General features: G+C 66.7%; 24 protein-coding genes and 1 tRNA gene. 15 read left to right on the top strand and 10 right to left on the bottom strand.

The window, feature by feature from the left end:
• The first annotated feature begins 133 nt into the window (after positions 1-133).
• Positions 134-2,932 carry an ATP-binding protein gene (locus tag ACFY2X_RS21085; RefSeq protein ID WP_389940174.1) on the top strand — a complete coding sequence of 933 codons (2,799 nt, stop codon included), beginning with the start codon at positions 134-136 and terminating at the stop codon, positions 2,930-2,932.
• Between the two features lie 112 nt (positions 2,933-3,044).
• Here ACFY2X_RS21085 and ACFY2X_RS21080 read toward each other — a convergent pair whose 3' ends face one another.
• A complete protein-coding gene (locus tag ACFY2X_RS21080) occupies positions 3,045-3,908 on the bottom strand; it encodes a hypothetical protein (protein WP_389940173.1) in 864 nt (287 codons plus the stop codon).
• A gap of 285 nt (positions 3,909-4,193) precedes the next feature.
• On the opposite strand from ACFY2X_RS21080, the gene ACFY2X_RS21075 reads away from it, so the two are divergent.
• From ACFY2X_RS21075 to ACFY2X_RS21065, 3 genes are all read left to right on the top strand, one after another.
• Entirely contained in the window at positions 4,194-4,550 is a 357-nt protein-coding gene (locus ACFY2X_RS21075) for a hypothetical protein (RefSeq protein WP_389940172.1), read from the top strand.
• Between the two features lie 299 nt (positions 4,551-4,849).
• Complete coding sequence (locus ACFY2X_RS21070; RefSeq protein WP_389940171.1) at positions 4,850-5,401, top strand: hypothetical protein; 552 nt, start codon at positions 4,850-4,852, stop codon at positions 5,399-5,401.
• A 434-nt stretch (positions 5,402-5,835) separates the two neighbouring features.
• The gene (locus ACFY2X_RS21065; protein WP_389940170.1) at positions 5,836-6,156 is read left to right on the top strand and encodes a hypothetical protein; all 321 of its coding nucleotides are present in this window, start codon (positions 5,836-5,838) and stop codon (positions 6,154-6,156) included.
• Between the two features lie 417 nt (positions 6,157-6,573).
• Here the strand turns inward: ACFY2X_RS21065 and ACFY2X_RS21060 are convergent, their stop codons facing one another.
• The gene (locus ACFY2X_RS21060) at positions 6,574-8,211 is read right to left on the bottom strand and encodes an ADP-ribosyltransferase domain-containing protein (RefSeq protein WP_389940169.1); all 1,638 of its coding nucleotides are present in this window, start codon (positions 8,209-8,211) and stop codon (positions 6,574-6,576) included.
• A gap of 317 nt (positions 8,212-8,528) precedes the next feature.
• Between ACFY2X_RS21060 and ACFY2X_RS21055 the strand changes: the two genes are divergently transcribed.
• Positions 8,529-9,206 carry a macro domain-containing protein gene (locus tag ACFY2X_RS21055; RefSeq protein ID WP_389940168.1) on the top strand — a complete coding sequence of 226 codons (678 nt, stop codon included), beginning with the start codon at positions 8,529-8,531 and terminating at the stop codon, positions 9,204-9,206.
• 260 nt (positions 9,207-9,466) lie between these two features.
• Positions 9,467-9,844, top strand: coding sequence for a hypothetical protein (locus tag ACFY2X_RS21050; RefSeq protein WP_389940167.1), 378 nt, complete (start codon positions 9,467-9,469; stop codon positions 9,842-9,844).
• 1,058 nt (positions 9,845-10,902) lie between these two features.
• Here the strand turns inward: ACFY2X_RS21050 and ACFY2X_RS21045 are convergent.
• A complete protein-coding gene (locus ACFY2X_RS21045; RefSeq protein ID WP_389940166.1) occupies positions 10,903-11,337 on the bottom strand; it encodes a hypothetical protein in 435 nt (144 codons plus the stop codon).
• A gap of 600 nt (positions 11,338-11,937) precedes the next feature.
• Complete coding sequence (locus ACFY2X_RS21040) at positions 11,938-12,102, bottom strand: hypothetical protein (protein WP_389940165.1); 165 nt, start codon at positions 12,100-12,102, stop codon at positions 11,938-11,940.
• Positions 12,103-12,235: 133 nt separating this feature from the next.
• Between ACFY2X_RS21040 and ACFY2X_RS21035 the strand changes: the two genes are divergently transcribed.
• Complete coding sequence (locus ACFY2X_RS21035) at positions 12,236-14,722, top strand: collagenase (RefSeq protein WP_389940164.1); 2,487 nt, start codon at positions 12,236-12,238, stop codon at positions 14,720-14,722.
• Between the two features lie 50 nt (positions 14,723-14,772).
• Here ACFY2X_RS21035 and ACFY2X_RS21030 read toward each other — a convergent pair whose 3' ends face one another.
• Positions 14,773-15,957 (bottom strand): esterase-like activity of phytase family protein, encoded by a 1,185-nt coding sequence (locus ACFY2X_RS21030; protein WP_389940163.1) that lies wholly within the window; start codon positions 15,955-15,957, stop codon positions 14,773-14,775.
• 148 nt (positions 15,958-16,105) lie between these two features.
• On the opposite strand from ACFY2X_RS21030, the gene ACFY2X_RS21025 reads away from it, so the two are divergent.
• Genes ACFY2X_RS21025 through ACFY2X_RS21015 form a run of 3 tightly spaced genes read left to right on the top strand, consistent with a single transcriptional unit; the run spans position 16,106 to position 18,500 of the window.
• Entirely contained in the window at positions 16,106-16,582 is a 477-nt protein-coding gene (locus ACFY2X_RS21025; RefSeq protein WP_389940162.1) for a SigE family RNA polymerase sigma factor, read from the top strand.
• A 15-nt stretch (positions 16,583-16,597) separates the two neighbouring features.
• Complete coding sequence (locus tag ACFY2X_RS21020) at positions 16,598-18,016, top strand: hypothetical protein (protein ID WP_389940161.1); 1,419 nt, start codon at positions 16,598-16,600, stop codon at positions 18,014-18,016.
• A gap of 19 nt (positions 18,017-18,035) precedes the next feature.
• A complete protein-coding gene (locus tag ACFY2X_RS21015; RefSeq protein WP_389940160.1) occupies positions 18,036-18,500 on the top strand; it encodes a MaoC family dehydratase in 465 nt (154 codons plus the stop codon).
• A gap of 18 nt (positions 18,501-18,518) precedes the next feature.
• Here the strand turns inward: ACFY2X_RS21015 and ACFY2X_RS21010 are convergent, their stop codons facing one another.
• Positions 18,519-19,154, bottom strand: coding sequence for a response regulator (locus ACFY2X_RS21010; RefSeq protein WP_389940159.1), 636 nt, complete (start codon positions 19,152-19,154; stop codon positions 18,519-18,521).
• Positions 19,151-20,287: a sensor histidine kinase gene (locus ACFY2X_RS21005; RefSeq protein WP_389940158.1), complete on the bottom strand. Its 1,137-nt coding sequence runs from the start codon at positions 20,285-20,287 to the stop codon at positions 19,151-19,153. The genes ACFY2X_RS21010 and ACFY2X_RS21005 overlap by 4 nt, the downstream gene beginning before the upstream one ends.
• Positions 20,288-20,417: 130 nt before the next feature.
• Here ACFY2X_RS21005 and ACFY2X_RS21000 point away from each other — a divergent pair, with 130 nt between their 5' ends.
• The 3 genes from ACFY2X_RS21000 to ACFY2X_RS20990 all read left to right on the top strand — a co-directional run bounded on the left by ACFY2X_RS21000 (position 20,418) and on the right by ACFY2X_RS20990 (position 22,290).
• Complete coding sequence (locus tag ACFY2X_RS21000; protein WP_389940157.1) at positions 20,418-20,966, top strand: hypothetical protein; 549 nt, start codon at positions 20,418-20,420, stop codon at positions 20,964-20,966.
• A gap of 184 nt (positions 20,967-21,150) precedes the next feature.
• Positions 21,151-21,223 (top strand) — tRNA-Arg (locus ACFY2X_RS20995).
• A 554-nt stretch (positions 21,224-21,777) separates the two neighbouring features.
• The gene (locus ACFY2X_RS20990; protein WP_389940156.1) at positions 21,778-22,290 is read left to right on the top strand and encodes a DUF6461 domain-containing protein; all 513 of its coding nucleotides are present in this window, start codon (positions 21,778-21,780) and stop codon (positions 22,288-22,290) included.
• A 449-nt stretch (positions 22,291-22,739) separates the two neighbouring features.
• Here ACFY2X_RS20990 and ACFY2X_RS20985 read toward each other — a convergent pair whose 3' ends face one another.
• From ACFY2X_RS20985 to ACFY2X_RS20975, 3 genes are all read right to left on the bottom strand, one after another.
• A complete protein-coding gene (locus tag ACFY2X_RS20985; RefSeq protein ID WP_389940155.1) occupies positions 22,740-22,988 on the bottom strand; it encodes a hypothetical protein in 249 nt (82 codons plus the stop codon).
• Between the two features lie 366 nt (positions 22,989-23,354).
• Positions 23,355-23,576, bottom strand: coding sequence for a hypothetical protein (locus ACFY2X_RS20980; RefSeq protein WP_389940154.1), 222 nt, complete (start codon positions 23,574-23,576; stop codon positions 23,355-23,357).
• Positions 23,577-23,813: 237 nt separating this feature from the next.
• Positions 23,814-24,398, bottom strand: a complete 585-nt coding sequence (locus tag ACFY2X_RS20975) for a TetR/AcrR family transcriptional regulator (RefSeq protein WP_389940153.1) — start codon at positions 24,396-24,398, stop codon at positions 23,814-23,816.
• Between the two features lie 105 nt (positions 24,399-24,503).
• Between ACFY2X_RS20975 and ACFY2X_RS20970 the strand changes: the two genes are divergently transcribed.
• Positions 24,504-25,136: an NAD(P)-dependent oxidoreductase gene (locus tag ACFY2X_RS20970; protein ID WP_389940152.1), complete on the top strand. Its 633-nt coding sequence runs from the start codon at positions 24,504-24,506 to the stop codon at positions 25,134-25,136.
• 2 nt (positions 25,137-25,138) lie between these two features.
• Positions 25,139-25,948 carry an SGNH/GDSL hydrolase family protein gene (locus ACFY2X_RS20965; RefSeq protein WP_389940151.1) on the top strand — a complete coding sequence of 270 codons (810 nt, stop codon included), beginning with the start codon at positions 25,139-25,141 and terminating at the stop codon, positions 25,946-25,948.
• The last annotated feature ends 2 nt before the right edge of the window (positions 25,949-25,950 follow it).

Below are 25,950 nucleotides of genomic sequence, written 5' to 3'. Positions count from 1 at the left end.
TCCGGCCTGGCCGATCCGCATCCGTGGTGACCACGGAACCGCACCACGGAACCGCACCACGGATCGACGGCACGGATTGCGCACGGTGGTCACTGCAGATGGCATCGCAGAGGGGATGTAGCAAACTGGGGCAGTGGTAGCAACAGTGGACATCTCGCCTCGCGAAGCCGAGGTGCTGGAACTGGTCGGGGCTCATCTCAGCAACGCCGAGATCGCGGCACGGATGTGCATCTCGGTGCGTACCGTGGAGAGCCACGTCTCTTCGCTGCTGCGCAAACTGGAGGTGCCGGATCGGCGGGCGCTCGCCCAGCGTGCGCCCGAGCCGGCCGGTGCCGGCCCGTCTCACCCGGCACCGGTTCTGCCGGCCCCGCTGACCTCATTCATCGGCCGGGTGAGCGAGCGGGCCGTGCTGAACGAGATGATCAAGACACACCGCCAGGTGACCGCGGTCGGTCCCGGCGGAGTGGGCAAGACCCGGCTCGCGTTGGCGGTGGCCGCGCAAGCAGCCGGCGAATACTCCGACGGGGTGTGGTTCGTCGACCTCGTCCCGGTCACCGATCCGGGCATGATCGTGACTGCGGTCGCCGGGACGCTGGGCCTCGGTGAGCAGCCTGGCCGCGACATGACCGAGTCCGTGGTCGCCGCGCTGGCCGACCGTCATGCCTTGCTGGTGCTGGACAACTGCGAGCAAGTGGTGGACGGGGTGGCGCTGTTTCTCGAGCGGCTGCTGGCGACATGCCCTCGAGTGTCGGTGCTGGCGACCAGCCGGGCCCGGCTGATGGTGCCGTTCGAACGGGTGTATTCGGTCCCGCCGCTGTCGCTGCCCGTCGATGGTGAGTCGGACGCGGTCGCGTTGTTCATGGAGCGGGCGGCGGCGGTCGGCTGGCCGCTGGATCCTCCACTGCGCGACCAGATCGCCGCCATCTGTGAGCGGCTGGATGGAATGGCGCTGGCGATCGAGCTGGCCGCCGCCCGGTATCCCACGCTCGGGCTCGATGGCATCACCGCCGCCCTGTCCCACCCGCTCCGGATGCTCACCGGCGGCTCCCGTGCCGATGAACGGCACCGTTCGGTGCGGGCGGCGCTGGACTGGAGCCATGCCCTGCTGGAGCCGGCCGACCGGGCGCTGCTGCGCCGGGTGTCGGTGTTCGTGGCGCCGTTCACCGCCGCGGCGGCGGAGGAGGTGGCCGAGTCCGAAGAATGCCTGGTCGCCGACGGCCTGGCCCGGCTCGCCGAACAGAGCCTGCTGGTGGTGACGGTGTCCCCCGGCGGTACGGAGTACCGGGCGCTGGAGACCATCCGCCAGTACGCGACGGAGCGGCTCACTGAGGCCGGCGAGCTGGTCGACACTCGATCCCGGCACCTTCACTGGTGCCTGGCCAAGGCCGCCGGCTTGGCGGTGGTACGCGAGGACTGGCGGGCCGGGTTCGACGCGGTTGCCGACGACCTCCGCGCCGCCCTGGCGTGGGCGGCACAAGAGCCGAAGCAGCGCACGAACGCCTACCGCCTCGCCCAATACCTGGCGGAGCTGACCTTCACCCGCAACCTGATCGGTGAGTCCCAGCAGCGCTACGAGCAGGCGGCCGCGTTCGCCGAGGAGCCGGGCTCGGCCGCATCGGCTCTCCGGCACGCCGCAGCCGTGGCCGGCTGCCGGATGCGTGGTGATGACATGTACCGTCTTCACCACGCGGCTGCGGAAGCCGCCCGCCGCGCCGGCGACACCGCTGACGCCGCCCGTGACTTGGCGACCATCGCCACCACCGCGTACCGATTCTCGACCAAGTTCGTGCGGAAGCTGCCGCCGGAGGAGACGGACGCGCTCATCACCCAGGCACAGGAACTGGCCGGCGAGGACCCGGCGGCACAGGCCACGGTGGCGTTGGCCGAGGCCGCGCGGGCGCTCACCGACGCGATCGGTGCCGTCCAGGACCAGCCCGACAACTCCGTGCCAGAGACGATTGCGCGCGCCGAACGGGCAGTCGAACTGACCCACCGTACAGGTGATCCACTCGCCGAATCCGCCGCGCTCGATGTGCTGACCGGCGCCCTGAGCTGGGCTGGTGACATGTTTGCCGCCGCCGCCACGGCCCAGCGCCGGGTCATGCTGCTGTCGTCCACACCGAATACGCCGGCCGCTACCCACGAGCTGATCGAGGCGCTCGGTGAGGCCGCCGAGACCAGCCTCGGCACCGGAGACCTGCCGGGGGCTCGCCGGTGGGCACGACAACTCGCCGATCATCCGTTGCTGGCCGAGGTCGGCCACCGCGCCATGAACTGGCTGCTGGTCGCCGACGCGTTGGCGGGCAACGTTGACCAGGTGCTCACCGGCAGCATCCGGTTCCTCGACGCGTGGCGGCGAGCAGGCAGCCCCGCCCGGTCGTTCCTCGGTCCGGCGATGGCCGCTGTGGCGCTGACCCACGGCCTCCGCGACGACCGTGACGCCCGGCGCGAATGGCAAGAGGTCCTGGATCAGCTCGGCACCCCACCGGAGCGTGCCTACGGCTACGGGGCGGTCTTCGACGCGATGCTTCTGCTGCACCACGGCCAGGTACCGGAGGCGCTGGAGCGGATGGCCCCCGAGCCCAGGCAGGTATGGAAATGGGTCACCTGGATCTGGCACCACTGGTACGTCGCGCTGCGCGCCGAGGCCGCCGTGCTCGCCGGGAGCCCCGACGCTCGCGACCGTCTGGCCGAGGCCCGGACCATCGTGGCCGGCAACCCGGTCGCCGGTGCCATTGTGGAGCGAGCCGAAGCCCTGCTCGACGGCGACCAGGAGGCGCTGCTCGCCACGGCAGATGCGTTTGACGCCGCCGGCTGCCGCTACCAGTCCGCACGGACCATGGTGCTCGCAGGCGGCGACCATGCCGAGCGCGGCGCGGCCGCGCTCGCCGACCTCGGCCTCACCCCGCCGGCCCCGCCCCGACACCGATGATGGCCTCAGAGCGATACTCGCTGAGTAGGATCCAGTTCTCAGTGCGCTCGATCGGGCCACCGCACCGGGTGGCGAACACGAGATCGTGATCCTCCCATCGATTGACTGACGATCATCTCTGCGGAGGCTTGAAGTCGACGAGATACTCCGCGCTGACCGTGCGCAGCTTGCTCCCCGCGGCAAGGGTTTCGTTGAGACTCAGAGTGGTTGAGTCGACCTCAACAAGCCGGCGCCCGACCCTGGCGAACAGCACCATCCTGCCGTTCGCCTCCTTCTTGGACAGCCATCGATCCGCCGCCAGCCGCTCGCAGGGTTCAGAGTCCCTCCCCCACGCCGCGCACGCCTTGCGTGGATCCCCGCCGCTGCTGATACGGACGAATACATCGGGCTCGCTCAGCCGGTTCTTGGCGTAGTCGAGCGCCAGGACGTCGTCGGTGATGGTCCACACACTCACCAGTGTGCGCCCAGGGACAGAATCAGGCACCGCCAGGGGAAGGGACGCGTTGTAAGAGGCGATCAGCTCTTTGCGGTGTCGCTGATCCCAAGCCTCCGTTCGTCGTTGCTGGATCGTCGCCGTCGTGATCACGCACGCGCACACGACCACAGCCGCGATGACCCGGGGTATCAGCGACGCCGTACTCGCCAATCCGGCGGCGCTCGCGTAACTCACCATGGCCAGCACGGTGAATCCGAGCAAGGCCATGTGGGGGCGTGGGCTCGGCACGGCCAGGTCCACCGCGTTCTTGAATACCAGCAACAGCAAGGGCGCAAGCAACGCGCTGCGGATCGGGTGCGCAATCCTCAGCATTCTGGCAAGCAGCCATCCGACTGGAACGACCAGCAATATGCCGATAGCGACCATGGGCATGACCGTGTACGCGTCTATGTCCTCCTCATACAACCGCGACACCGGATACCCGAGCCCGAGGCCTGCCACCAGCCCGACACCAGCGCCCCGGGCAAGATCCTTCCCCATGGGCCCACGATGCCATCAGCCGATGTAGGGCACACGCCGAACCACTCAAATAGTGCTTTATCCGCATGCGCATCGAGCGATCCTTGGGCGGCGACAGGACCTCGTCGCGTGGCACCCATCGCACTTCGCGCGACTCATCCCTTGGCGTCGGTGATCTGCCCGCTTCGCGGTGAGCCGAGGCAGAGTGGTGTAAGCGACGTACTCTCTACGTCCGTCTTCCGGGTTCCCGCCCAGATCTGATCACAGGCCTTTCTGTCGTCACACACGACCTGGCATGCTGCTGAAATGACCAAGAGGAACATCGCGACCAATTCCAAGTGGCAAAAAAGTCCCTCACGTACCAGAGCGTTAATCGTGACCACTGCTGCTGTCGGTGCACTACTCGTCTGTGGCTTATTCCTGCTCAACCGCGACGATTCTCAGCAGGTAGAGCTGGCTACCATGCTGGCTCAGGTCCGTTCGGGCAAGGTATGGAGCGCCAAGCTCATAGAAGCTGAGCGGAGGGTGGAGGCCACCATGGTGGACAAGAAGCATTTTCATGCTTACTGGCGCGAGGCCGGTGACCAGAGGGAAAACCTCGTCAAGGAACTGACGAAGGCCGAACTTTCCGGGGGCTATTCGGTTGTGGTTCCCAAGAACTGACAGTTCCACCGCTGTCACCGGTTACACCGTCGCGTGAGTTAGCGACTGGCATATTCGTCGCGATCGCCCGAAGGTGGTTGATCATCGCACGGGATTGGGGCGACCGACGGTCCGGGACTTCGTTCTTCGGCTCCGGATCACCGGGTAACAGGGTTGACCACGTTGTGTTGTTAGGGCTGGAGAGACAAGAAACCTGTCTGCATGAACAACGTCTTGTCACCACTGCGGACATTCGAGATCATCTCTGCATGCGAGACGGGGAAAGAGGTAAACGACAGCCCGCTCGGTGGTACTTTACGGTGCTCACCGTTGTGACGCTGATTAGTTGCTACTGGGCCAGCGGACCTGTCTGGTCTTACGATCTCGTGTTCCTGATGTTCCCTATCTGGCTGTCGCTGGGCCTGTACTGGTTCTTCCGCATGCTTGCGGAAGCCAGGATGACGGGGTGGGTGACCGTACGCCGGCAGTGGTTTCGCTGGGCGCTGACACCACTCGTCTTCCTCGGCATGGTGGGGGCGCTTGCGGTAGACGGCCCGCGGTGGGTGCGGTTCACGCTCTCCGAACCGAGCATGCAGGCATACGCGAAAACGATCGCCGCAGGCGGTGACATCGATGAGAGTTGTCGGTGGCTAGGGCTCTATTACACCTGCTGGGGCGAACCTGTCGAGGGTGGTGCCCTGATCGGGATTAAGGACCTTGGAATACATGAGGGCCTCGGAATGGTACAGACGGCGGGGACAGGGTTCGCGTGGCTTCCGGGGGGTCGGGCGCCGTCCGATGCGGGCTATGACAACGAATACACCCCTTTCACTGGATCCTGGTGGGACTGGCAGGGATGGGACAGCCTGTGAGCTGGTCGCAGGTTCGATCCTCAATCCGCGTCCGGTGCACAATCGCCGGGACATCTCGCCATGCGTGCTCCCGTCGAGGGTTTCGGGGGTGAAAGTCCGTACTGCAACGAGTACTGCACCAGAGGCACACAACCGCTCACATCCACCCCTGGCACTGCGCAGACCTGGACTGCAAGCCCCTGATCACGGGTGGCCTGGTCCTGATAAGGGGGGGCGGCGCGGCAGGGTAGAGAAGATCACCGGGCCATTGGCAAGGGTGACGAGGGGTCAATCACGGTCACTCGCAATCGGTCCGACGTCCAGGTCGGCGCCCCTGTGAGGCGCAATCCATGCATTTACCAGGTTGACAGCGCAAGTCCCCTCCCGTGCCCAGCCCAATTCCAACAGCAGTCGATCTTGATACCGCGTTATGGCGATGTCAGCATTCAGGCACTATGACCGCCGACATTTCAGATCTGGACGAGCGCAACTACAGACCCTTCGCTTCCATCCTCCTTCTATTGAGCGCGCTTCTCATGGTCATGCCGGTTCGCCGCGTCATGATCGAGGTGAGCGAGTACGGTCTACGACAGTTGCTTGTCCCCACGCTGATCCTGATCGGACTTCCTGCGCTCGGGGCGTTCATCGGAGCCTTTCTGAAATTTCAGGGGTCGGGTAGCAGATTCTTCGGAGTCGCGCTGGGAGTCTTCGTCGGCAGTGTGGGCCTGATGGCGCTCCTCGCCTACTGGTTCTACTACTCGGTCACACACATCTGAACCAGCCCAGCCAAAGCCTGGATATGCGCCGCGATGTCCGTATCTCTTGCGATCAATGAGAGTGGCACCCTCCTCCATGGGGAGGCGCGCACCAGTATGTGATCTTTTTCCGCATCGGGCTCGGGTTGCACTCTGGGTTGCAATATGGCCCCGTTCGATGCCGTTCCAGGCGGACCGGCCATGCGGGTTGGTCCAGGTTGAACCGATCGAGACGGGCAAGATCGGAGCTGTTAACGCGGTTTGGGTTACCGCCCGTCCGGAGTTCAAATTCCCGAGCTTTTGCTCTTCGAAAGGCCCTCTCCCGAGCTCGGGGAGGGCCTTTTTGATCTGCAGGGGGTTTTGGGCTGTCCGGGACCGGCTGGGGTCAAACAGTCGTGGCCTTTGCCGCACGGCGGACTTTGATCATGCTGGGGATGCTCATGCCACCAGGGACTGTTCGTCCAGCTCGGCCAGCTTCACGGTGCACAGGCCACCGCGCTCGACCTTCACGTCGGTCACCTTGAGCTGCGTGCCGGGGGTGAGGATGAACTCCTCCTCGCCGGTGAACGCGGAGAAACGGCGGATGCCCACGGCCCGCATGGGGATCACCTCGAAGAGCGTCCGCTTGCCGCGGCGGCCGAGGAACGCCTGGGCCACGCTGAGCTTCGACGTACACGAGGACACGCCCCACCACGTCACGGTCCGGCCGAGCGGATACTGCGCCCGCAGGTCCAGCGAGACCCCGCGCCACAGCGGCTCCTTGCGGGCCGGCAGACGTGACACGGCCGAGAACAGGAGCCGTAGATACGGGAGGTACGGGACGACCTGGGTGCGGTCCGGGTTGCGCAGGGTGGCGTTGATCTGCCGGTAGAACGCCGACTCGCAGGTGTAGAGGTAAAGGGCCGCGACCTCGTCGGCGGACAGGGTGTCGGCCGCGCCGCCCACCTGCCCCGTGCCGAACTGGTGCGACTGCTCCACGTGCCAGTCGAGCCCCGACAGCAGCTTGGCCACCGGGGCGACGGCCTCGCGGAAGTCCATGAGCGGGGTGTCGAACACGCCGGTGATCGCGGGAAGTACCAGCCCCTCGTCCTTGACGCTGGCGAGCCGTTCGAGGTAGAGCTTGTGCAACTCCATCGTGGAGGCGATGAACGCGCCCATGCGGTCGGCGGTGTCCGCGTCCGCCCCGCCGGTCTGCGCCGTGGGCTTGTTCCACCCCTTGCTGGGCAGCCAGTCGATCTCGTCGGCACCGAGCGCCTTGAGCGCCGTGTTCACCGCGGCGAAGTGGTCCCCGTCGCAGAAGATGTCGCCCTGGGCCGCGGGGTTGGGGTGGTCGATGTGCCAGACCTCCACCTCGGGGTATTTCTTCTGGAGCCGGAGCACGACCTCCTTCAGGCTGCGGGCGTGAGCCCCCCACCATGCGAACACCACGCCCCGGTCGTTCTCGTCGTCGGCGTTCTGCTTGGCCTTCAGGATCTCCTCGACGAGCCTCTCGACGACCGGCCTCCAGAACGCGGTGTGCCGGTCGGTGGCCATCGCCCCGTCGCCGCTGGCGGTGAGTGCCGCGTTCAGAAGCAACACACCCTGCGTGAGCATCGCCTGGAACCACTCCGGCGGCTGCACGGTGTCGTGCTTCTTCAGGAGTGCGCGGATGTCGGCGATCGGCGTCTTCTTGGGGATGCCGTACTTCCACATCGCCGCCGCCTTGATGATGCAGCGGATGGTGATGACCTTGCCGAACTGGCTGTCTTTCCAGTCATGGAAGGTGTTGTCGAACATGGCGATGCCGGTGGCGCTCTCGGCTCGCGGGTACGGGTTCTGGCCGAAGACGACGACCTTCCACTTGTGCGGCGGGTTGGGCTTGAGCGCCTGGAAGGTCAGCTCCCGAACGGGCACGACCTGCGGGCTGCGGCCTGGGCCGATGAACGTGGCCGCTGCCGGCTGCGCCTCGATGACCGGCTTCAGGAGCGGCAGCCACGGCTCGCCGCCGCCCTTGAAGAGTTCGGCGAGTGCCAGTGGGTCATTCGGGTCATTCGGGTCATTCGCGTCGGGCGGGGTGGAGGCGCTGGTGTCACGCATCGGGGGCTCCCGGGTCGGCGGGGCGTGCCGGTGACGGCACGGGTGGTTGGGGCGGGGGAATTGTGCCGCGCGAAGACCCCGGATGCGATGTGGGAGAACCAGAAAGCCCACCGGTTGGAGTGGGTGGGCTTTCCCGCCGTAGGCGGCAGTTTGCTTCAAGGTCTGATCCGCGGGAGGCTCACGGCACGCTAGCCCCAGGCCGGTACGTTCGCAAGCGCCAAGATCGCTCCTGAGTTTCCATCAAGAGTCCGTTTGTCAGTGTGGCGCGGTACCTTCGTGGGCGTCGGAAAGATCCCTTCCTGTGACCGGGGTGAGCCATGGCCGTCGAATGCGTGAAGTCGCCGCTCAGGGTAGTGCTGGCGGACGTCAACGCGGAGGTGGTGGAGTCGTGGCGGGCAGCGTTCGCCGACACCCCCGAGATCGAGATCCACAAGGGGTCGATCCTCGACCAGCACGTTGATGCCTGGGTCAGCCCGACCAACTCGCGTGGACGGATGGACGGCGGGGTCGACGCGGTCATCAAGCGACACCTCGGGGCGGGGATCCAGCTGCGCGTCCAGCGGGCGATCCGCGACCAGTTCGGGGGGTCGCTGCCGGTGGGAAGCGCCGTGTGCGTGCCGTCCGGGGCGGTCAACCCGAAATTCCTGATCTCGACGCCGACGATGGTGCAGTCGGTGCAGAACGTGAGCGAGACGCTGAACGTGGCTCTGGCGTGCGCCGCCGCGTTCCAGGCCGTCCACGTGCAGAACGAGAAGGAGCCGGGCAGCGTCGAGTCGGTGGCGCTGGTCGGCATGGGCGCGGCGACAGGTGGGGTTCCGCCGCGGGTGTGCGCCAACCTGATGTGGACCGGCTACACCCTGTTCAACGACTACTACTTCCGGGACTACGACGACCTGCGGAAGACGATCCGCGAGCAGCTCGACGACATCGAGAGCCGCCCTGAGGAGGAGCGGGTGCGGATCACGCCGCCCGAATCGACAGGCTCCCGTCGTTGACGAGTTGACGAAGGGAATGCGACCCGTCAGGACAACCCAGCCGGGGTGAGCCGACCGGTGGCTGTGCCGTTGGCCGACGTGGTGGCATCGGTCGGACTGCGACCGCCGTCACCGGCCACAAAGGCGCCGGAATCCGCCGAAGAACTCCGGCGCCTTTGTCGTGATCACGATTACCGCATCTGTGAAGGCCGTGAGCCCGGCTCTACCGGGTTCATCCGGACGACGCCGTCGACGACGGTCACGGAGCCGGCGGGACGGATATGGCAGGAACAGTCGACGAGCCCCTGCACGCGGTCGACGGAGCCGATGAAGCCTGGTGTTCCTACGGCGCAGGGGCGGTTGACGGAGATGAAGCCCTGTGTTCCTACGACGTAGGGGCAGTCGACGGAGACGAAGCCCTGTGTGCCCTCGGCGTAAGGACGGCTGATGGAGATGAAGCCCTGCGTGCCCACGGCGTAGGGGTGGTTGACGGAGCCGATGATGACCTGAGGACGATCGACGAAGCTGATGAACCCCTGGGAGTGATCGGCGGAACCGATGAAACTCTGGGGACCGATGATGAAGCCCTGAGAGTCGACAAGGGTGACAGGGCTGACGCGTTGGGAGTCGATGATGATGTGCGTGACGAATTCCTCTGAGCGGCTGATGGAGCCTGAGAATCCCTGGACGCCGGAGACGATGGGGCGATAGGTGGAGCTGGAGCCGTTGAGCCCCTGCGTGCCGGTGGACTCCTGTGAGCGGTCGGCGGAGCTCGGAAGGTTCCGGGAACCGGGGGAGTTCTGCGAGCGGTCGACGGAGCTGGAGCTGGTGAGGCTCTGCTCACCGGCTGGACCCTGTGCGCCCTGTGCGCCCTGCGGACCTGCCGGACCTGCCGGTCCTGGAGGACCGGGAGGACCCTGCGGGCCGACGCCCCACCCGCGGCCCTCCGCGTCCTTGCCGTTCTGACCGTTCTGACCGTCCTTGCCGTTCAGGCCGTCCAGTCCGTTCCTGCCGTTCGAGCCGTTCGAGCCGCTCGAGCCGCTCGAGCCGCTCGGGCCGTTCAGACCAGAGCCCCGGCACCCGAGATCCTTGCATCCACACCTCTGGCAACCGCAGTGCGGGCGGCACCCGCAGTGCCTGTGACAGCCGCAACCTGGCGATCGCCTGAGAGGGGGCCTCGCGTGGTTGGACTTCGGGTGAAAAGCGGTGGTGCTTTTTCCGTTGTTGACGACCGGTGGTCCTCCATAAGCGGTGTCTGCCAGTGCCTGATTCGCCGACACCACGAGTATGCCCGCTGCCGCCGCGACGGCCAGACTTCCGGCACGCCTGCGGGAGAAGGAACTCGACATCCCACTGCTTTTGCGAGAAAGCACTTTTTGTCCCCGTTTTGTTTCTAATCCTGAAAAGTGTCGATCTATTGCTCTACCACGGTCGATGGCAGCATCGAAGACATGCCCGATGGCTTGGCGAATAGCGCATCGTGACAGTCCTGAAAGAGCAAATAAATGTTCATTTACTGCGCTTGGATCGGCCCCGTTGGGTGTGGAGAGGCTGTTTTGAGGATATTTCCGAAAAGGTGTGCCAAGCTTCTGCGGTGAGCACTTAGGTCTGATTATGTATGGCTAAGAGACTTGGTGTTCTTCTGTCAGCGGACGGATGCCGTGCCGGGAGCATCCGAGCACGGCATCGGCGGTTATCCGGTCAGACCCCGTGAAGCTCAGTTCGGCGGCGTCAGATCGATGAAAGGGGCGCAGTTTCGTGGCCAGCTCGGGTTGCCCGGCGTTCCGGGAGTGGGCTGCACGACGCAGCTCGTGTGAGCCACCCTGCCGTCGGCGTTCCGTACCGTGACATGGATGTCGTTGCCCATGCTCATCAGGGCGAGGCCGACCACGTTCCCGGGATAGCCCGGTAGCGATGAGATGTCGAGCCAGCGAGGGGTCGTTCGCGGGTCGCGGATCAATGTCGCCCCGTCGCTCCGGGCGGCTCCGATGAACGCGATGCTGCCCTGAAACGCCGTGTCGATGCTCGCTCCCGGCCCCGGCGGGCCCTGCAGACCTGGCGGGCCCTGCGGTCCCTGCGCTCCGCGCTGGCATTTGTCGCTCTTGAGATTTCCCTTTTTGCACTTGTCTCTCGCCCGGAGAACCGGCTTCACGGAAGCGTGGGTGAGATCGCGGTCCGGAGCCGACAGGCTGTTGCCGGAAGGCGAATTAAGGCGGGCGACTTCTGCGTTCTCGGCCATGCTGTACGCCGATGCCTGAGGTGATACCACCAGAAATGCACTGATCGCTGTCGCTGTGACTGCCCGGACCCGGGCCTGCTTGCCGCTGCGAAGGTCCGGTGTCCATCTGCTACCGCTAGAAGTCATTTCATCCCATGTCGTTTTTGGTTCCGAAAAATCAGGTTCATCTGAAACCGCGACGGCGGTGCCAGTCAGGAGATACCCGATACCTGGCGCGACAGTGCGTGGACTGGGTTAACGAAGGTTAAATGGTGCCACTGTGGCAGGAGACGACGCGGCCTTTTGTTTCTATCAATTCGTGTTCTGGGATGAGTTGCACTCTCGGTCCGAATATCGGAGTTGGACGCCGTTGGCTGGCGATGAGCATGTTTCGGATGGATTTCCTCAGTCCTGTTGAGACGGGTGCTCGCATCCTGTTGAGAGAGGTGCTCGCTCCGCGTCCCTCGTCGGCCTTCCGTGATCGTCCGGAGCCGAGCGGGCCTTCGCCGGACATGCCGCTCGCCGGGCCGCCTCTCAGCCCGGCGCGCCGGGCTGCTCCTCCGCCCGCTTCCTCGCCATTTCACGACCGCTTCCCGGCCGCCTCCTGCTGCGCACCACCCCGTCCGGCAGGAGCCGACGGCCCTCCGGGCTGATCGCGGGTACGGCCGGCGGGGACTCGCCGTGGCCGAAAGTGATCATTTGACAACAGGATGAAAAGGATGGTTTAGGTCTTGTAAGACCTATGTCACGTATGCAATTTTACATTGCATACGTAGATAGCGGCCAGCCGGATCGGGGCCGGCGACGCTGCTCCGCACCCCCAGGAGTAGCCGTGACATCTCCCCTACGTCGCTCCCTCGCAAAGACGCTCCTGCTCGTCGCCACACTCGGGATCGGACTGGGCACGCAGACCGTGCTCGCCGTACCGGGCGCGGCGGCGGCACCGCGACCCGACCGAGAGGTGTCGGGATCGAGCACCGCGGAACCCCCTCACCTCCAGCGCGAACGCCTCCCTGCCCAGGATCGGGCGCCCCTGCCCGCTTCCGACGAGGCGCTCAAGCGCGACTACGACGCACCCCGCCAGGAGGCCAAGCCGGCGGCGAAGGCCGCCGCGGCCTGCAACGTCGGCGACTTCACCAGCCGGACGGGCAGCGCACTGGTCGCGGCCATCAAGGCCTCGACCACCGAGTGCGTGAACACGCTGTTCAGCCTCACCGGCAACGACGCCTATCTGGCGTTCCGCGAGGCGCAGATGGTCAGCGTGGCCTACGGCCTGCGGGACAACTCCCTCACCTACACCGGTGACAACAGCGCGGGCACCGCCCAGCTCGTGCTGTATCTCCGGGCCGGCTACTACGTCCAGTGGAACAACTCCTCGACCGTCGGCCCCTACGGCGCGCCGCTCGAAACCGCGATCCGCGCCGCGCTCGACGCGTTCTTCGCCAGCGGCCACTCCGGTGACGTCAACGACGCCAACGGGGAGATCCTGTCCGAGGCGGTGATCCTGATCGACAGCGCCGAGGAGAACGCCCGCTACCTCTATGTGGTGAAACGGCTGCTCAACGCCTACACCAACGCCTACAACCAGTTCTGGTACATGCGCAACGCGGTGAACAACGTCTACACCGTGCTGTTCCGGGGTCACCAGATGCCGGACTTCGTCACCGCCGTCACATCCGATCCGAGCGTCCTCGACACCCTGTACGGCTTCGCCGTCAACCACCTCGACCTGCTCGGCACCGGCAACGGCTTCCTCACCGCCAACGCCGGACGCGAGCTGAGCCGGTTCCTCCGGCACGACGCGCTGAAGGCCAAGACGCGCCCCCTGGCCAGGGGCCTGCTCGACCGGAGCTCGATCACCGGCCCGACCGCGCGGTTGTGGATGGGCGTCGCCGAGATGGCCGACGCTTACGACCAGGCCAACTGCTCATATTTCGGGACCTGTGACCTGCAGAACCGGATCAAGGCGGCCGTACTGCCGATCCGTCACACCTGCAGCTCCACCCTGCGGATCGTGGCCCAGGAGATGACCTCGCCCCAGCTCACCTCCACCTGCACCAGCCTGTCCAACCAGGACGCCTATTTCCACGGCATCGTCAAGGACAACGGCCCGGTCGCAAACGACCGCAACACCACACTCGAAGTGGTCGTCTTCGACTCCAGCGCCGACTACCAGACCTACGCCGGCCCGCTGTACGGCATCGACACCAACAACGGCGGCATGTATCTCGAGGGCAACCCCCAGGCCGCCGGCAACCAGCCGCGGTTCATCGCCTACGAGGCCGAGTGGCTCCGCCCGGTCTTCGCGATCTGGAACCTCAACCACGAGTACACGCACTACCTCGACGGCCGATTCGACATGTACGGCGACTTCGCCGCGGGCACCTCGACCCCGACGATCTGGTGGGTCGAGGGATTCGCGGAGTTCGTCTCCTACTCCTACCGCAGGGAGGTCTACCAGGCCGCCATCACCGAGGCGGCCAAGAAGACCTACACCCTGCGCCAGCTCTTCGACACCACCTACGACCACGACACCACCCGCATCTACCGCTGGGGCTACCTCGCGGTCCGCTACATGCTCGAAAGGCACCCGGCTGACGTCACCACGATCCTCGGCCACTACCGGACCGGTAACTGGAACGCCGCCCGGAGCTTCGTCACCGGCCTGAACTACAACAGCGACTGGAACACCTGGCTGACCGCCTGCGCCGCCGGAGCGTGCGGCGGCGGAACCCCGAACAACCAGGCCCCGACGGCCGCCTTCACCTTCGCGGTCAACGGCTCGACGGTCTCCTTCACCGACGGCTCCACCGACGCGGACGGCACCGTCGCCGCACGGGCCTGGGACTTCGGCGACGGCACCACCTCCACCGCCACCAACCCCACCAAGACCTACACCGCCACGGGCACCTACACCGCCCGGCTCACCGTGACCGACGACAAGGGCGCCACCGGAACGATCACGAAGAGCGTCACCGTGAGCGGGTATCCGGAGTGCTCCGAGCCCGACGTCCGCCAGCTCGGCAAGAACTGCAGGCGGAGCAACATCTCGGCGGCCGCCGGTGACCTCGCCTACCGCTACATCTACATCCCGGCCGGGACCGCCCAGCTCAGGATCACGACAAGCGGCGGCACCGGCAACGCCGACCTCTACTACAGCCCCAGCTCCTGGGCGACCACGACCAACTACACCGCACGCTCGGCGACCTCGGGCAACGCCGAGACCCTGACCGTCACCAACCCGGCGGCGGGCTACCACTACATCAGCCTGCACGCCGCCACCGCCTTCGGCGGGGTGACCATCACGACCGAGCACTGATCCCGGCCTCGCGGGCCCTTCCCACCCGATGGGGAAGGGCCCGCGAGCCGTCACAGGTAGACGCGGGGATCGGCCAGCAGCGGGCGCGACAGCCGTACGGTGATGAACTCGTTGTCGTCGGGCTTGCCCGGCGTACGGCCGGAGGAGAACGGGAAGTTGTTGTCGTCCAGCACGCCCAGGGTCCAGTCGTTGAGGATCACGACGTCCTCGATGGTCTGGAACGGGAAGCGGAAGGTCTCCCCGAACCCTCCCAGGCCCCGGGGGTTGGCCAGGTCCAGCAGGTCGGCGACGAGGGTCTTGCGCAGGTCCTGGTCGCGGATGTCCACCAGGTAGATGCGCTTGGTCTTGGCGGCGTCCCCTTGGAGGTTGTCGCGCTCGATGACCAGGAACCGGTGCCGGTCGACCGCGATCATGTCGCCGATCGAGTTGTCGGGGCTCTCCAGCTGGTAGGTCCAGCGCTTCCCGGTGTAGGTCCGCTTCCGCAGGTCGAACTCGTGCATCCGCAGCGACCCGGCCGGGTCACCGGTCACGGTGCCCTCCAGCAGGGGGTAGAGCTTGCGGCCGTCGACCGAGCGGGCCATGCCCTCGAACCCCTTGCTCCGGCCCAGGTTCGGCTGGCCGCCCTCCAGGAACGGGTTCTCCGGCGCCTTCACGTCGGGCAGGGAGACGGGCTCCTCCAGCAGTTTGCCGGAGGAGGAGAAGTGCAGCAGGAACGGGCCGAACTCGTCACCGATCCAGTAGGTTCCGTCGACGGTCCGCACGATCGACTCCACGTCGAAGTCGGCGCCGGTCAGCGTCCGGTCGGGCCGGGTCAGCGGCCAGGTCACGTGGCCGTCGGGGTCGCTCAGGTTGAACCCGCCCAGCACCTCGACCTTGCCCTGCGGGAAGTCGGGCTTGATCTGGTGCACCCGCAGCAGGAAGTCGGCGCTGTTGGCCTTGGCGCCGTAGCCGTTGTCCGACAGGACGTCGAAGGTGCCGTCATGTCGCCGTGCGATGCCACTGAAGCCCTGCACCGGCTGCCCGGCGAACGGCGGGGTCACGCCGTTGATCGGGGCCGTGCCGAGCTGGCTTCCCGACGGCTCGCTGCCGGGAACGAACGTCTGGGCGGGCAGAGAGGCCAGTCCGGTCAGCGTGGCGCGGTCGAACTCGGGGCGCCAGGGGTCGGCCATGGCGGGTGCGGACACCGCCAGCGCCAGTACGGCCGCGCCGAGTGCGATCGTCATGCGTCGTCTCATGGCGGCACGGTAGAGGACCCGCGTAAACGGCCGGTGTTGTGCCGCGGGCCGTACAGAAAATCGTGCGGAGAAAACGGGCGGAAAGCCACGCGGGGGAGAAATGGGAAAGGGATGCAACAGAACGCGCGCCCCATGCGTCCCTGGGTTCGTGGAGTTCACCGATTTCGTCGCGGCGCGGGGGAACGCGTTGTACCGGTACGGCTACGTGCTCACCGGCAACGCCGAAGACGCGGCCGACCTGACGCAGGAAGCGCTGATGCGCCTGGGGGACGCCTGGTCCAGGGTCAGGAAAAGGGACGACCCGGAAGGGTACGTCCGCACGATCATGGCCCGCCTGCACATCAGCATCTGGCGGCGATTACGCCGGGAACGCCTGGTCGACGTGGTGCCCGAGGCCGCCTACACCGATGACCGGTTCGGTGACGACCTCGGCCTGTGGAACGAGCTGAAGGGCCTGCCGCCCAAGCAGCGGGCCGTGCTGGTGCTGCGGTACTACGAGGACCTCTCGGATCAGGAGATCGCCGAGCTTCTCGGCATCTCGCGTGGCACGGTGCGCAGCCAGGCGGCCCGTGCGCTGGACAAGCTCAGAGTGCGGGTGGCCGCTCTCGAAACGGGGCGAGTGTGAGACGGGGTGAGTGTGATGAGCGATAGGAGTGAGGCGGAGCTGATCCGCGCGCTGACCAGGGCGGCGGACGCCGCTCCCGAGCCGGTGGGGGACCTGCTCGGAACGATCGACAGGCGACGCAGACGACGCACCCGCAGGCGCGTGCAGTCGGCGCTCGCGGTCGCCGGAGTGGTCGCGGTGATCTGTGGCGGTACGGCGGTGGCCAGAGGAGTCTTCTCCAACAGGGGCGGAGAAGGCCAGATCCTCGCGAAGACCACGGCCACGGCCGACGCTTCCGCCAGGCCGACCGGTGCCGAGGAGCCTGGCAAGATCGCGGTGCGGCCCGCCGCGGAAGTCTGGCCCGCGGCGGTGACCAAGATTCCCGCCAAGGCCGCGGACGGCTGGAAATACCGGCCGATCACCGGGCTGAGCGCCACCGAGCTGCTGCTGACCGCCGAGTCCTCCTTCGAGAAGGCCGGGCGCCTGGAGGTCTACGACACCGCGACCCGTAAGAGCACCGTGCTCGCCGACATGCCCGCCCCCGAGGGGGTCAAGGGCTACTACGCGCAGGATGTCGAGGTGGGGGCCGAGTACATCGCGTGGTGGGGCGAGACTCCCAACAACTCCGACAAGTGGGCCGACTTCTGGGTCGTGCCGCGGACCGGAGGTACGGCGAAGCGCGTCGGAGAGGTCACCGGTGATCTTTCCAGGGTGGAGCGGATCGGCGTCGCCGCGGACTCCGTCGTCTGGTCGGTGATCGACGGGGGGATCTACCGCATGCCCCTGACCGGCGGATCACCGGAGAAGATCGAGGGAACGGACGGGCTTCACCTGATGTCCTGGCCGTGGGCGGCCGACGTCGCCCAGGAAGCGGGTGAGGACTGGGAGAAGAACCAGACCAAGGTGGTCAACGTGGAGGAGGGAATCATAGGCAACGTGGACGCCCCGGACGGGGTCCAGGGGCTCCGCTGCGGCGAGGTCTGGTGCTACGGGAAGGAGAAGGAAGCGGTCATGGTGCAGGGAACAGGCGGCTTGGAGCGCAAGACCCTGCCGGGCCTGAGCTCCATGGGCGGGGAGCGCCCCCTCGCCCGAGAATTCGGATTCTTCGGTGTTTCCGGGGTCGTGGGCCGGGACGCACAGGGAGAGGAGATCGAGGACGCGCAGGTGCCTCTGGGTGTGGTGTACGACCCGGAGACCGGCACCATGGCCGGGATCGGCAAGCGGGACCGATCCGGTGGAGGGAGCTACGGAACCGGCACCTCCTCCTCACCCACCTCGATCGTTTACTGGGACGAGGATGAGAGGCAGGTGGAGGAGTGCAAGATGGTCGACGCCGAGTCCGTTCCGCGCCCGTCGGGGGCGCCTGCTCCCACGGGGAAGACCAGGTCGTGCACGACGACCCAGAAGGGCGGCGGCAAAGAGCTCACGGTGGTGAACCTTCTCGCCGTGCCCTAGGCGGAATAAAGTTCCAGACATGAGGATCTTCAACGATGTCAGGGAGCTCAAGGCCGCCGCCGGCGAGCACCTCGGCCACACCGAATGGCGCCAGATCACCCAGGAGCAGGTCAACCTGTTCGCCGACGCGACCGGCGACCACCAGTGGATCCACGTGGACGTCGAGAGGGCGAAGGAAGGGCCGTTCGGCACGACCATCGCCCACGGCTACCTGAGCCTGTCGCTGCTGCCGTCGTTCATGACGGAGCTGGTGCGGGTGGACGGCCTGGCCATGGGCATCAACTACGGGCTCAACAAGGTCCGCTTCCCCTCGCCGGTCCCGGTCGGCGCGCGGATCCGGGCCGGGGCGGAGCTCGTCGACGTCAAGGGAACCCCCGCGGGCTACCTGTCGAACATGCGCCTGACCATCGAGGTGGAAGGCCAGGCGAAACCCGCCTGCATCGCGGAGACGCTCTCCCTCTACGTCCCCGCCGAAAGCCCTTGAGCTGAGGGCGGCAGGGGTCTATCCCCCTGCCGAAAGCTCCTGGGCCAGGATCGCGGCCTGGACGCGGCTGCGAAGACCCAGCTTGTTCAGCAACCTGCTGACGTGGGTCTTCGTGGTCGCCTCCGCCATGTCCAGCTCGGCGGAGATCTCCGCGTTCGACAGGCCCCGCCCGATGCACATCAGCACCTCGCGCTCGCGCGGGGTCAGGCTGTCGACCTGGTACGGCCTGCGCTCCGGGACGGTCGTCCTGAAGGCCGAGATCAGCCGCCGGGTGACCGACGGCGAGATGAGCCCGTCCCCCCGGGCCACCACCCGCAGCGCGTCCACCAACGCCTCGGCGTCGGTGTTCTTGAGCAGGAACCCGGCTGCCCCGGCCCGAAGCGCCCCGAAGATGTATTCGTCGATGTCGAACGTGGTCAGGATCAGCACGTCGGCGATCCCGCTCAGCTCGCGCGTCGCGGAGATCCCGTCCAGTTTCGGCATCCGGATGTCCATCAGCACCACGTCGGGCCGTAGCGCGAGGGTCATGGCGACGGCCTGCTCCCCGTCCGAGGCCTGGCCGACGACCTCGATGTCGTCGTGTCCCCCGAGGATGAGGACGATCCCGGCACGGACCGCCGCGTGATCGTCGGCGACGAGGACCCTGATGGTCATATGGTCTCCCCTGTGGGCAGTTGGGCGCGGACGCGCCAGCCGTCATCGTGCGGCCCGGCCTCGAAGACGCCGCCGACGAGGGCGACCCGTTCACGCATGCCGATGATCCCCGCGCCCGCGCCGGGGAGGCTCCGCCTGGCACCGGCACCGTCGGTCGAGTTGTCCAGGGTCAGCGTGATCAGGCCGGGGTCGTAGGAGATGACCAGGTCGGCGGCGTCGTCGCCGTGCTTGAGCGCGTTGGTCAGAGACTCCTGAAGGACCCGGTATCCGGCGAGGTCCACCGAGGCGGGCAGTTCCCGGGCCTCGCCGTCCACGCGGAGCCGTACCTCCATCCCCGCCTCCCGCGCCCGCTCCACCAGCTCGCCGACCTCGGCGACCCGGCGCCGGGTCGCCTCGACCTCCTCGCCGTCCTGCCGGAGCAGTTCGATCATGGTGCGCATCTCGGCCATTCCCTGGAGGCTGTTCTCCCGGATCGACTCCACCACCCCCTGTACGGCCTGCGCGTTCAGGTCCTTGCGGGAGAGCACCGCCGCGGACTGAATGGCGATCGCGCTGAAGTGATTGGTGATCATGTCGTGCAGTTCCCTGGCCATCCGGGTCCGCTCGGCGTTCACCGCCGCCCGCCGATCCAGCTCGGCCAGCCGCGCGACCTGCTCGGCCCTGGTCCGCTCGGAATCGGCCTGGTCCTGGAGCTGCTTCGTGATCATTCCGGTGGAGACGGGGACGATCCCGATCAGGCCGATCTGGACGGCGACCAGGGCGAGAAGGCTGAGATCGTCGAAGACGAACGCGGCTCCCACCCCGCCGACGACGGCCAGGACCGAGGTGATGCCGAGCAACCACCGGCCTGCCACGGCCGGGCCGTACCGCACGGCCGAGTAGAGGTTGTCGGTGAAGATCAGAATCGTGGCCATGGACGGGCCCGCGAAGCAGTCCGCGACGGCGGCGACGACGCCCAGCCAGAGGCAGGCCATCGGCGAGCTGCGCCGCACCGCGACCGCCAGGCAGCTGACCAGCAACGGCCCCACGAGCAGATAGGCGGGCGTCGCCCGGGGGAGATAGGCGCCGGCGGCGAGCAGGGCGAGGCCGACGAGAAAGCACACCACGGCCCCAAGCGCGTCGTCCCGTCTCATGGCCCCATCCCACCACTCCGGGGCAGGCGGTTGATCCGGCGGCAGACGGGTTCACCGTACACACAAGGATGTAGACGGGTTCATCTGCGCCGACGATGTCCCACCTGGCCCGATTGGTGATTCTTGAACCATGATTCTGGCGATTATTCTCGGCTGCGAGATCGGGTTCTGGGTCCTGCTGGGGCTGGGGCTCGTCTCACGCTACATGCTGGGCCTGCGGCGCCTCAGCGCGATCCTGCTGGTGTCGGTGCCGCTGCTCGACGTGGTCCTGCTGGTCGCCGCCGTCATCGACATGCGCGGCGGAGCCAGCGCGACCTGGCACCACGGCCTGGCAGCGGCATACATCGCCTACTCGATCGTCTTCGGTCACCGGACCCTGAAATGGGCCGACGCCAAGTTCGCCCACCGCTTCTCCGACGGTCCCGAACCGTGGAGGCCCCCGGCGGGCGGCATGGCCAGGGCTCGATACGAATGGGGCATGTGGTTCAGGATCATCATCGCGTACGGCATCGCCTGCGCTCTGCTGTTCGGCCTGATCTGGATCGTCGACGACCCCTCGCGAACGGCCGCCCTGACCGCCTTCATGGGTGGCCTGCTCAAGATCCCGATGATCGCCGTGCTCTGGCCCTTGACCTACACCCTGTTCCCGAAGAAGGTCACCGGCGACTCCCGTGCGTGATCTCTGAGCGGATCTCCCGAACCGCGCATCCACCGCACCAAGCATGATCAACCCGAGAGCCTCCCGGAGCCCCCATCAGAGCAACCCCCGGGGCCGATCCGGCTCCCGGAGAGCACATCGACAGCGGATCCGTTAACTGGTTCGAGGCATCGCTTGGGACCCGCTATGATTACTTACGCAGCGAGCGGCCGTAGCTCAATGGATAGAGCATCTGACTACGGATCAGAAGGTTAGGGGTTCGAGTCCTCTCGGCCGCGCAGATGCAGAAAGGCTCCTGAGCAGGCGTTATGCCCTCAGGGGCCTTTCTTCTTTTGGTGCTCAACCGGTCTCTTCGGTGTCTGTGGGAGCCAACCTGGGAGCCAAAGGTGTGAGTCTGCCCAGTAGGGCCCCGGAGATCGCCTCCGTCGCCGCGCGCTTGTCGCCCTCCATCAGATGCCCATAGACATCCTTGGTGATCGAGATGCTCGCGTGCCCGAGGACGTCGGAGACCACATGCAGCGGCGTGCCCTGGGCAAGCATCAGATAGGCGCCGGCCGCTTGGCTCTCTCACGTCCTGTACCTAATGCAGGACAGGATCAAGCCGGTACCGCCCTCACGATCGCCTGACTATGGCTGATCTCCGCCCAGAGTCGAGGGCGATCGAAGGTCTGGGGCTTCGTGCCTCAGTCCCAGCCCACCGGGTAACGGGGCTGTCCCAGGTCGACCGCGCTCACGACGCCCGGCACATGAGGCTGAGAGGATCGCCCGTGATTTCCGTCAGACCCGCATGCCAGGATTCCCCTGATCTAGCCTCAGAGAGAGCGGGATTCCCATGAGCGTTTACAGCTGGCTTGATGACGGTGCGTTCTGCGCAACGCACGTCCGCGGCCTCACTCCGCATGAGGCGTTGGCCCGCCTCGGTATCGAGGTGTTTGACGGTGACGATGAGGAAGGTGAGATCGAGGAGGGTCTCATCTGTGCTCATCCGGCCGAGGGCGGCACCATTCTGGGCGAGTGGAACGGCTTCGCCGGCACGCTGGACGAGGTGTTGCGGCCCTTGTCGGCCGGAACGATCACGGCAAGCGTCTTTGTCAACGTCAACAGGGTCGCGGACTTCGTCCACTACGCGGACGGCTGCAAGGTCCTGTCGTTTGACCCGCTGATCCCCCATCCCGCGGCCGATGCCCAGGCGGCCTACCTGTCCGACCGGATCGAGCTCGGCCTAGTCCATGGCAACTCGGAGGGCGGGCTTGTCGCGGCGCGGCAGCTGGCTGAGCGCATCACCGGGGTACGGCCGAACGTTTCCAGCCACATCGTGGTCGCCCACGGCGTCCTTGAGTACTGAGGCTTTTCAGTCTTACGTGCCGGGTGTCGTGAGCCTGGTCGCACAGCGGCTTGCCGAACGGTGGTCTGTTTCTTGTCCTGACCATTGATGAGCTGTGGCGCCAAGATGAAAAGGTTCACGATGTGGTGACGGCCTCCGGTGCTATCCAGCATCCCCGTCGTCGTGCCCGATCGCCTACGGCAAGCCGTACCCATGCGGGGAGGGGCGGCACAATGCCGGAGATCGTCTCAACGAGAGTACCGCCGTGCCCGTCGCGTGCCCGATGGGGCGGGAAACGAGGGGGAACAGCGGGGAGTCACGGGGAATGCGATCAGGGCGCTGAGCTGCGTCTTCGCTGGTCGAGCAAGATCGGCATGCATCTTTGCAAGCAGGATGTCAGGAGTTCGAATCTCCTAGGCTCCACCACCCAAACGCCTCGCAGCTGATCTTGATGTGAGGCATCCGGGCCATTAGCTCATAGGGACCAGTACGGCCATGCCGTCATCATCGCCATCCCGGTCCTTCTTCCGCTCGACTTCCACGCGTGCGCTCAGCGCGTCAGCGATCTTCTGGTCGGCGTCTCGTGTCGCGTGCTGGTAGATCAGCGCGGCCCGGTCGCCGCCGTACCCGGCCCTCCGCCGCCCGCCGCCCGCCGCCCGCCGCCCGCCGCCCGAGCGTGCGGCGTGGGCGCCGCACGGGAGCATGAGCGACGTGGCCAAGCTGCCAGGGGTCTATTTCTGGGAGCCATCTTGGGAGCCAACGGGCCGTACGGTCTCGGACCGAGCTGGACTGATATGAACGAGCGAACCCTTCATGACGTGCGCGGCGAACTGATCTGAACGCCCTTGGACATCGTTTGGGGGCCTACGGATCAGAAGGTCAGGGGCTCGAGTCCTCTCGGTCGCGCAGCAGGTCAGAGGCTCTCTGGGATCATCCCAGAGAGCCTCTTTCGTGTTCGTACAGCAGCGAAATACAGCAACGTGACCTCACGCAGACGGTCGTCTGCGGACCTCACGCGTCGAAGCTGGGAGCTTTCGTGGGAGCTGAAGGGCGCCCTGTCAGACTTCCGAGGCCAGCGGGCTCGCTCAGGCACCGCCGAGGTCATCCCGGAGGCGGCGGACCCATTCGGTGGGGAAGACCTGCTCAAGCCGCTCTTTGCTGATCTTCAATATCCCCTCCTTCGCCAGCGGGAGGAGCGCGCCGTTCTGCACCCGGGCATGGCGGCTATGGCAGTAGTCGAAGCCGAGCCACATGCCCAGCGACAGATCGAGCCGTTCCGTGAGGGCGCGAAAATCAGCAGAAGACACGCGCCGCCCTTGGACACGACGCAGGCCCAGCGGAAGTCGGGGTCCAGGTCTTCGACCTTCAGGGCGAGGATCTCTTCCGCGCGGGCCGTGGCGTACAGCATGCGCCATGGGGACGAGCTGAACATAGTCGTAGCCCAGGTTGGGCAGGGGCGCCGCCGCCCTCCTTCTGTCGTCCCCGGGATGTGGCGCCGCCCCTCTTGCCGACCCCGGCCATGGTTTCCCGGAGGGCGGAGTCTGTCAGGGAACCAGCGATGCGAGGAGCGCGTGGGCGAACCCCCTTGCCGCTTCGTCGTCGTCGCGGAGGTCGGGTGTGGACATGTGGTCTAGGAGGGCGTGCTGGAAGCAGGCGCCGAGCAGCAGTCCGGCGGCGGCGTGCATGTCGGCGTCCGGTCGTAGCCGGCCGATTTCCTGTTCGGCGCGCAGGTATGCGGTGAGTGCTTCGTTGGCCTTGTGCGGGCCGGCGTCCTGGCGCCGTAGCTCCTCCTTGTGTGTGGCCAGGGTGGCGGGGTCGGCGAACATCGAGGCGAACATCGGAAAGCCGTCGCGGTAGAAGGCGATCGCGGTCTGGGCGATGGCGGTGAGGTTGTCCGCGGGCTCGCCCGTGCCCGGTCCGATCTGGAGCGCCTGCATCAGCCGGGTCATGCCGGGCGAGCGCTCCCGCACCACCGCCACGATCAGGTCGGCCTTGTTGGTGAAGTGCTTGTACAGGGCCGCCTCGGTGAACCCGGCGGCCTGCGTGATCTGGCGGGTTGTCATGTTGGCCAGTCCCCGCTCGGCCATCACCTTGGCCGCCGCGTCGAGGATCACATCCCTGGTACCCATCTGAGTCCCTTCTTGATTCGGGTCACGCTTGACGTGGTTAGTAAACACTCACTAACCTCTCGCTCGAAGCAGTTAGCGAGCGTTTACTAACCACTAGGAGTGTAGATGAAACTCGCCGTCTTCGGCGCTACCGGCGGCACCGGACAGCACCTCGTCAGCCAGGCCCTGGCCGCAGGCCACCACGTCACCGCGGTCGTTCGCGACCCGGCCCGGCTCCATCAGGCACCGCACTCTCGGCTGGAGCCGGTCATCGCCGATGTGATGGACCCCGACGCGATCCGCGCCAGCCTCACCGGCCGGGACGCCGTCGTTTCCGCCCTGGGGCCTCGTGCCAAAGCGGAGGCGACGGTATGCGCCGACGGCGCCCGCGCGATCATCACCGCGATGCGCGCCACCGGAACCCGCCGCCTGATCGTCGTCACCGCCAGCGGACACGTCGTCGACGGCGGTGACGGGCCACTCAACCGCTTCCTGGTCAAGCCGTTACTGCGGCAACTCCTCCGCGCCGGGTTCACCGACTTCGCCCACACCGACCAAGCCGTCCGCACCAGCGGCCTGGACTGGACGATCATGCGGCCTCCGCGCCTGACCGACGGCGCACACCGCCCCTACCGCACCGCCCTGGATGAGAACGTGCGCGGCGGCATCACCATCGCCCGCGCCGATCTGGCCCACGCCATCCTCGCCGCGCTGGCCGACCCGGCCACCATCGGCCACAGCCTCGCCCTGGGATACTGACCATGAAGAAGAAGATCATCATCGGCCTGTGCCTGCTACTCGCCGCCGCGCTCGCCACCACCGGCATCGTCGGCTACCTCACCTTCCTCCGCCCGCCTGACCATGCCCCGGCCGAACTCTGCGCCCCCGGGCACAGGCCGGACGCCCGCCCTCGCGTGGTCGCCGCCGGCGCCAGCATGACCCAGGGCACACTCGGCTCGGACTGGGTCGGCTCGCTGCGCGCCCAGCCCGAACACCAGGGATACGCGTTCATCAACGCCGGCATCAACGGCAGCACCAGCGCCGACCTGCGCCGGCGGGTCGAGGCCGACATCGTGGCCTGCCACCCGGCCGCGGTCACGATCCTGATCGGCACCAACGACGTCCGCAACGGCGTCCCGCTGGATCAGTATCGAGACAATCTCGGAGCGATCATCGACCGCCTCAAGTCCCGCACCACGGCCAGGATCGCGCTGATGTCCCTGCCGCCGCTCGGCGAGGACCTGGACACAGAGATCAACCGAAAGCTCGCCGGATACAACGCCGCGATCAAGGAAATCGCGCACCAAGCCCAGGTCGACTACCTGCCCGTACACGAACGTCTGGCCGACCACCTGCGGCCGCAAGGTGGGCGGCAGCCGTACGCCTTCAGCTTCCCGCTCGCCTTCACCGCCGCCGCCCAGCACTACCTGCTACGGCGCAGCTGGGACGAGATCGCTCGCGTCGGCGGACGCGAGCTCCTCATCGACCACGTCCACCTGAGCGACCGCGGCGCGGCCGTCATCACCGGCCTCACCTCCCACTGGCTGTCAACAGGACCCAGCACCCGCTGAAA

It is taken from the genome of Streptosporangium sp. NPDC000396 (genome assembly GCF_042898655.1).
In the GTDB taxonomy this organism is placed as follows: domain Bacteria; phylum Actinomycetota; class Actinomycetes; order Streptosporangiales; family Streptosporangiaceae; genus Streptosporangium.
The sequence above is the reverse complement of the archived record's forward strand: the minus strand, read 5'-3'. Positions and strand labels throughout refer to the sequence as shown.

What these genes read in the sequence shown, in the direction of transcription:
- ACFY2X_RS21005 (WP_389940158.1), bottom strand. Translation starts at nt 20,287, where the DNA reads ATGAGACGGGACGACGCGCTTGGGGCCGTGGTGTGCTTTCTCGTCGGC.
- ACFY2X_RS21055 (WP_389940168.1), top strand. Translation starts at nt 8,529, where the DNA reads ATGGCCGTCGAATGCGTGAAGTCGCCGCTCAGGGTAGTGCTGGCGGAC.
- ACFY2X_RS21040 (WP_389940165.1), bottom strand. Translation starts at nt 12,102, where the DNA reads ATGATCACTTTCGGCCACGGCGAGTCCCCGCCGGCCGTACCCGCGATC.
- ACFY2X_RS21065 (WP_389940170.1), top strand. Translation starts at nt 5,836, where the DNA reads ATGACCGCCGACATTTCAGATCTGGACGAGCGCAACTACAGACCCTTC.
- ACFY2X_RS20975 (WP_389940153.1), bottom strand. Translation starts at nt 24,398, where the DNA reads ATGGGTACCAGGGATGTGATCCTCGACGCGGCGGCCAAGGTGATGGCC.
- ACFY2X_RS21075 (WP_389940172.1), top strand. Translation starts at nt 4,194, where the DNA reads ATGACCAAGAGGAACATCGCGACCAATTCCAAGTGGCAAAAAAGTCCC.
- ACFY2X_RS21015 (WP_389940160.1), top strand. Translation starts at nt 18,036, where the DNA reads ATGAGGATCTTCAACGATGTCAGGGAGCTCAAGGCCGCCGCCGGCGAG.
- ACFY2X_RS21080 (WP_389940173.1), bottom strand. Translation starts at nt 3,908, where the DNA reads ATGGGGAAGGATCTTGCCCGGGGCGCTGGTGTCGGGCTGGTGGCAGGC.
- ACFY2X_RS21000 (WP_389940157.1), top strand. Translation starts at nt 20,418, where the DNA reads ATGATTCTGGCGATTATTCTCGGCTGCGAGATCGGGTTCTGGGTCCTG.
- ACFY2X_RS21030 (WP_389940163.1), bottom strand. Translation starts at nt 15,957, where the DNA reads ATGAGACGACGCATGACGATCGCACTCGGCGCGGCCGTACTGGCGCTG.
- ACFY2X_RS21020 (WP_389940161.1), top strand. Translation starts at nt 16,598, where the DNA reads ATGAGCGATAGGAGTGAGGCGGAGCTGATCCGCGCGCTGACCAGGGCG.
- ACFY2X_RS20970 (WP_389940152.1), top strand. Translation starts at nt 24,504, where the DNA reads ATGAAACTCGCCGTCTTCGGCGCTACCGGCGGCACCGGACAGCACCTC.
- ACFY2X_RS21050 (WP_389940167.1), top strand. Translation starts at nt 9,467, where the DNA reads ATGGCAGGAACAGTCGACGAGCCCCTGCACGCGGTCGACGGAGCCGAT.
- ACFY2X_RS21010 (WP_389940159.1), bottom strand. Translation starts at nt 19,154, where the DNA reads ATGACCATCAGGGTCCTCGTCGCCGACGATCACGCGGCGGTCCGTGCC.
- ACFY2X_RS20965 (WP_389940151.1), top strand. Translation starts at nt 25,139, where the DNA reads ATGAAGAAGAAGATCATCATCGGCCTGTGCCTGCTACTCGCCGCCGCG.
- ACFY2X_RS20990 (WP_389940156.1), top strand. Translation starts at nt 21,778, where the DNA reads ATGAGCGTTTACAGCTGGCTTGATGACGGTGCGTTCTGCGCAACGCAC.
- ACFY2X_RS21060 (WP_389940169.1), bottom strand. Translation starts at nt 8,211, where the DNA reads ATGCGTGACACCAGCGCCTCCACCCCGCCCGACGCGAATGACCCGAAT.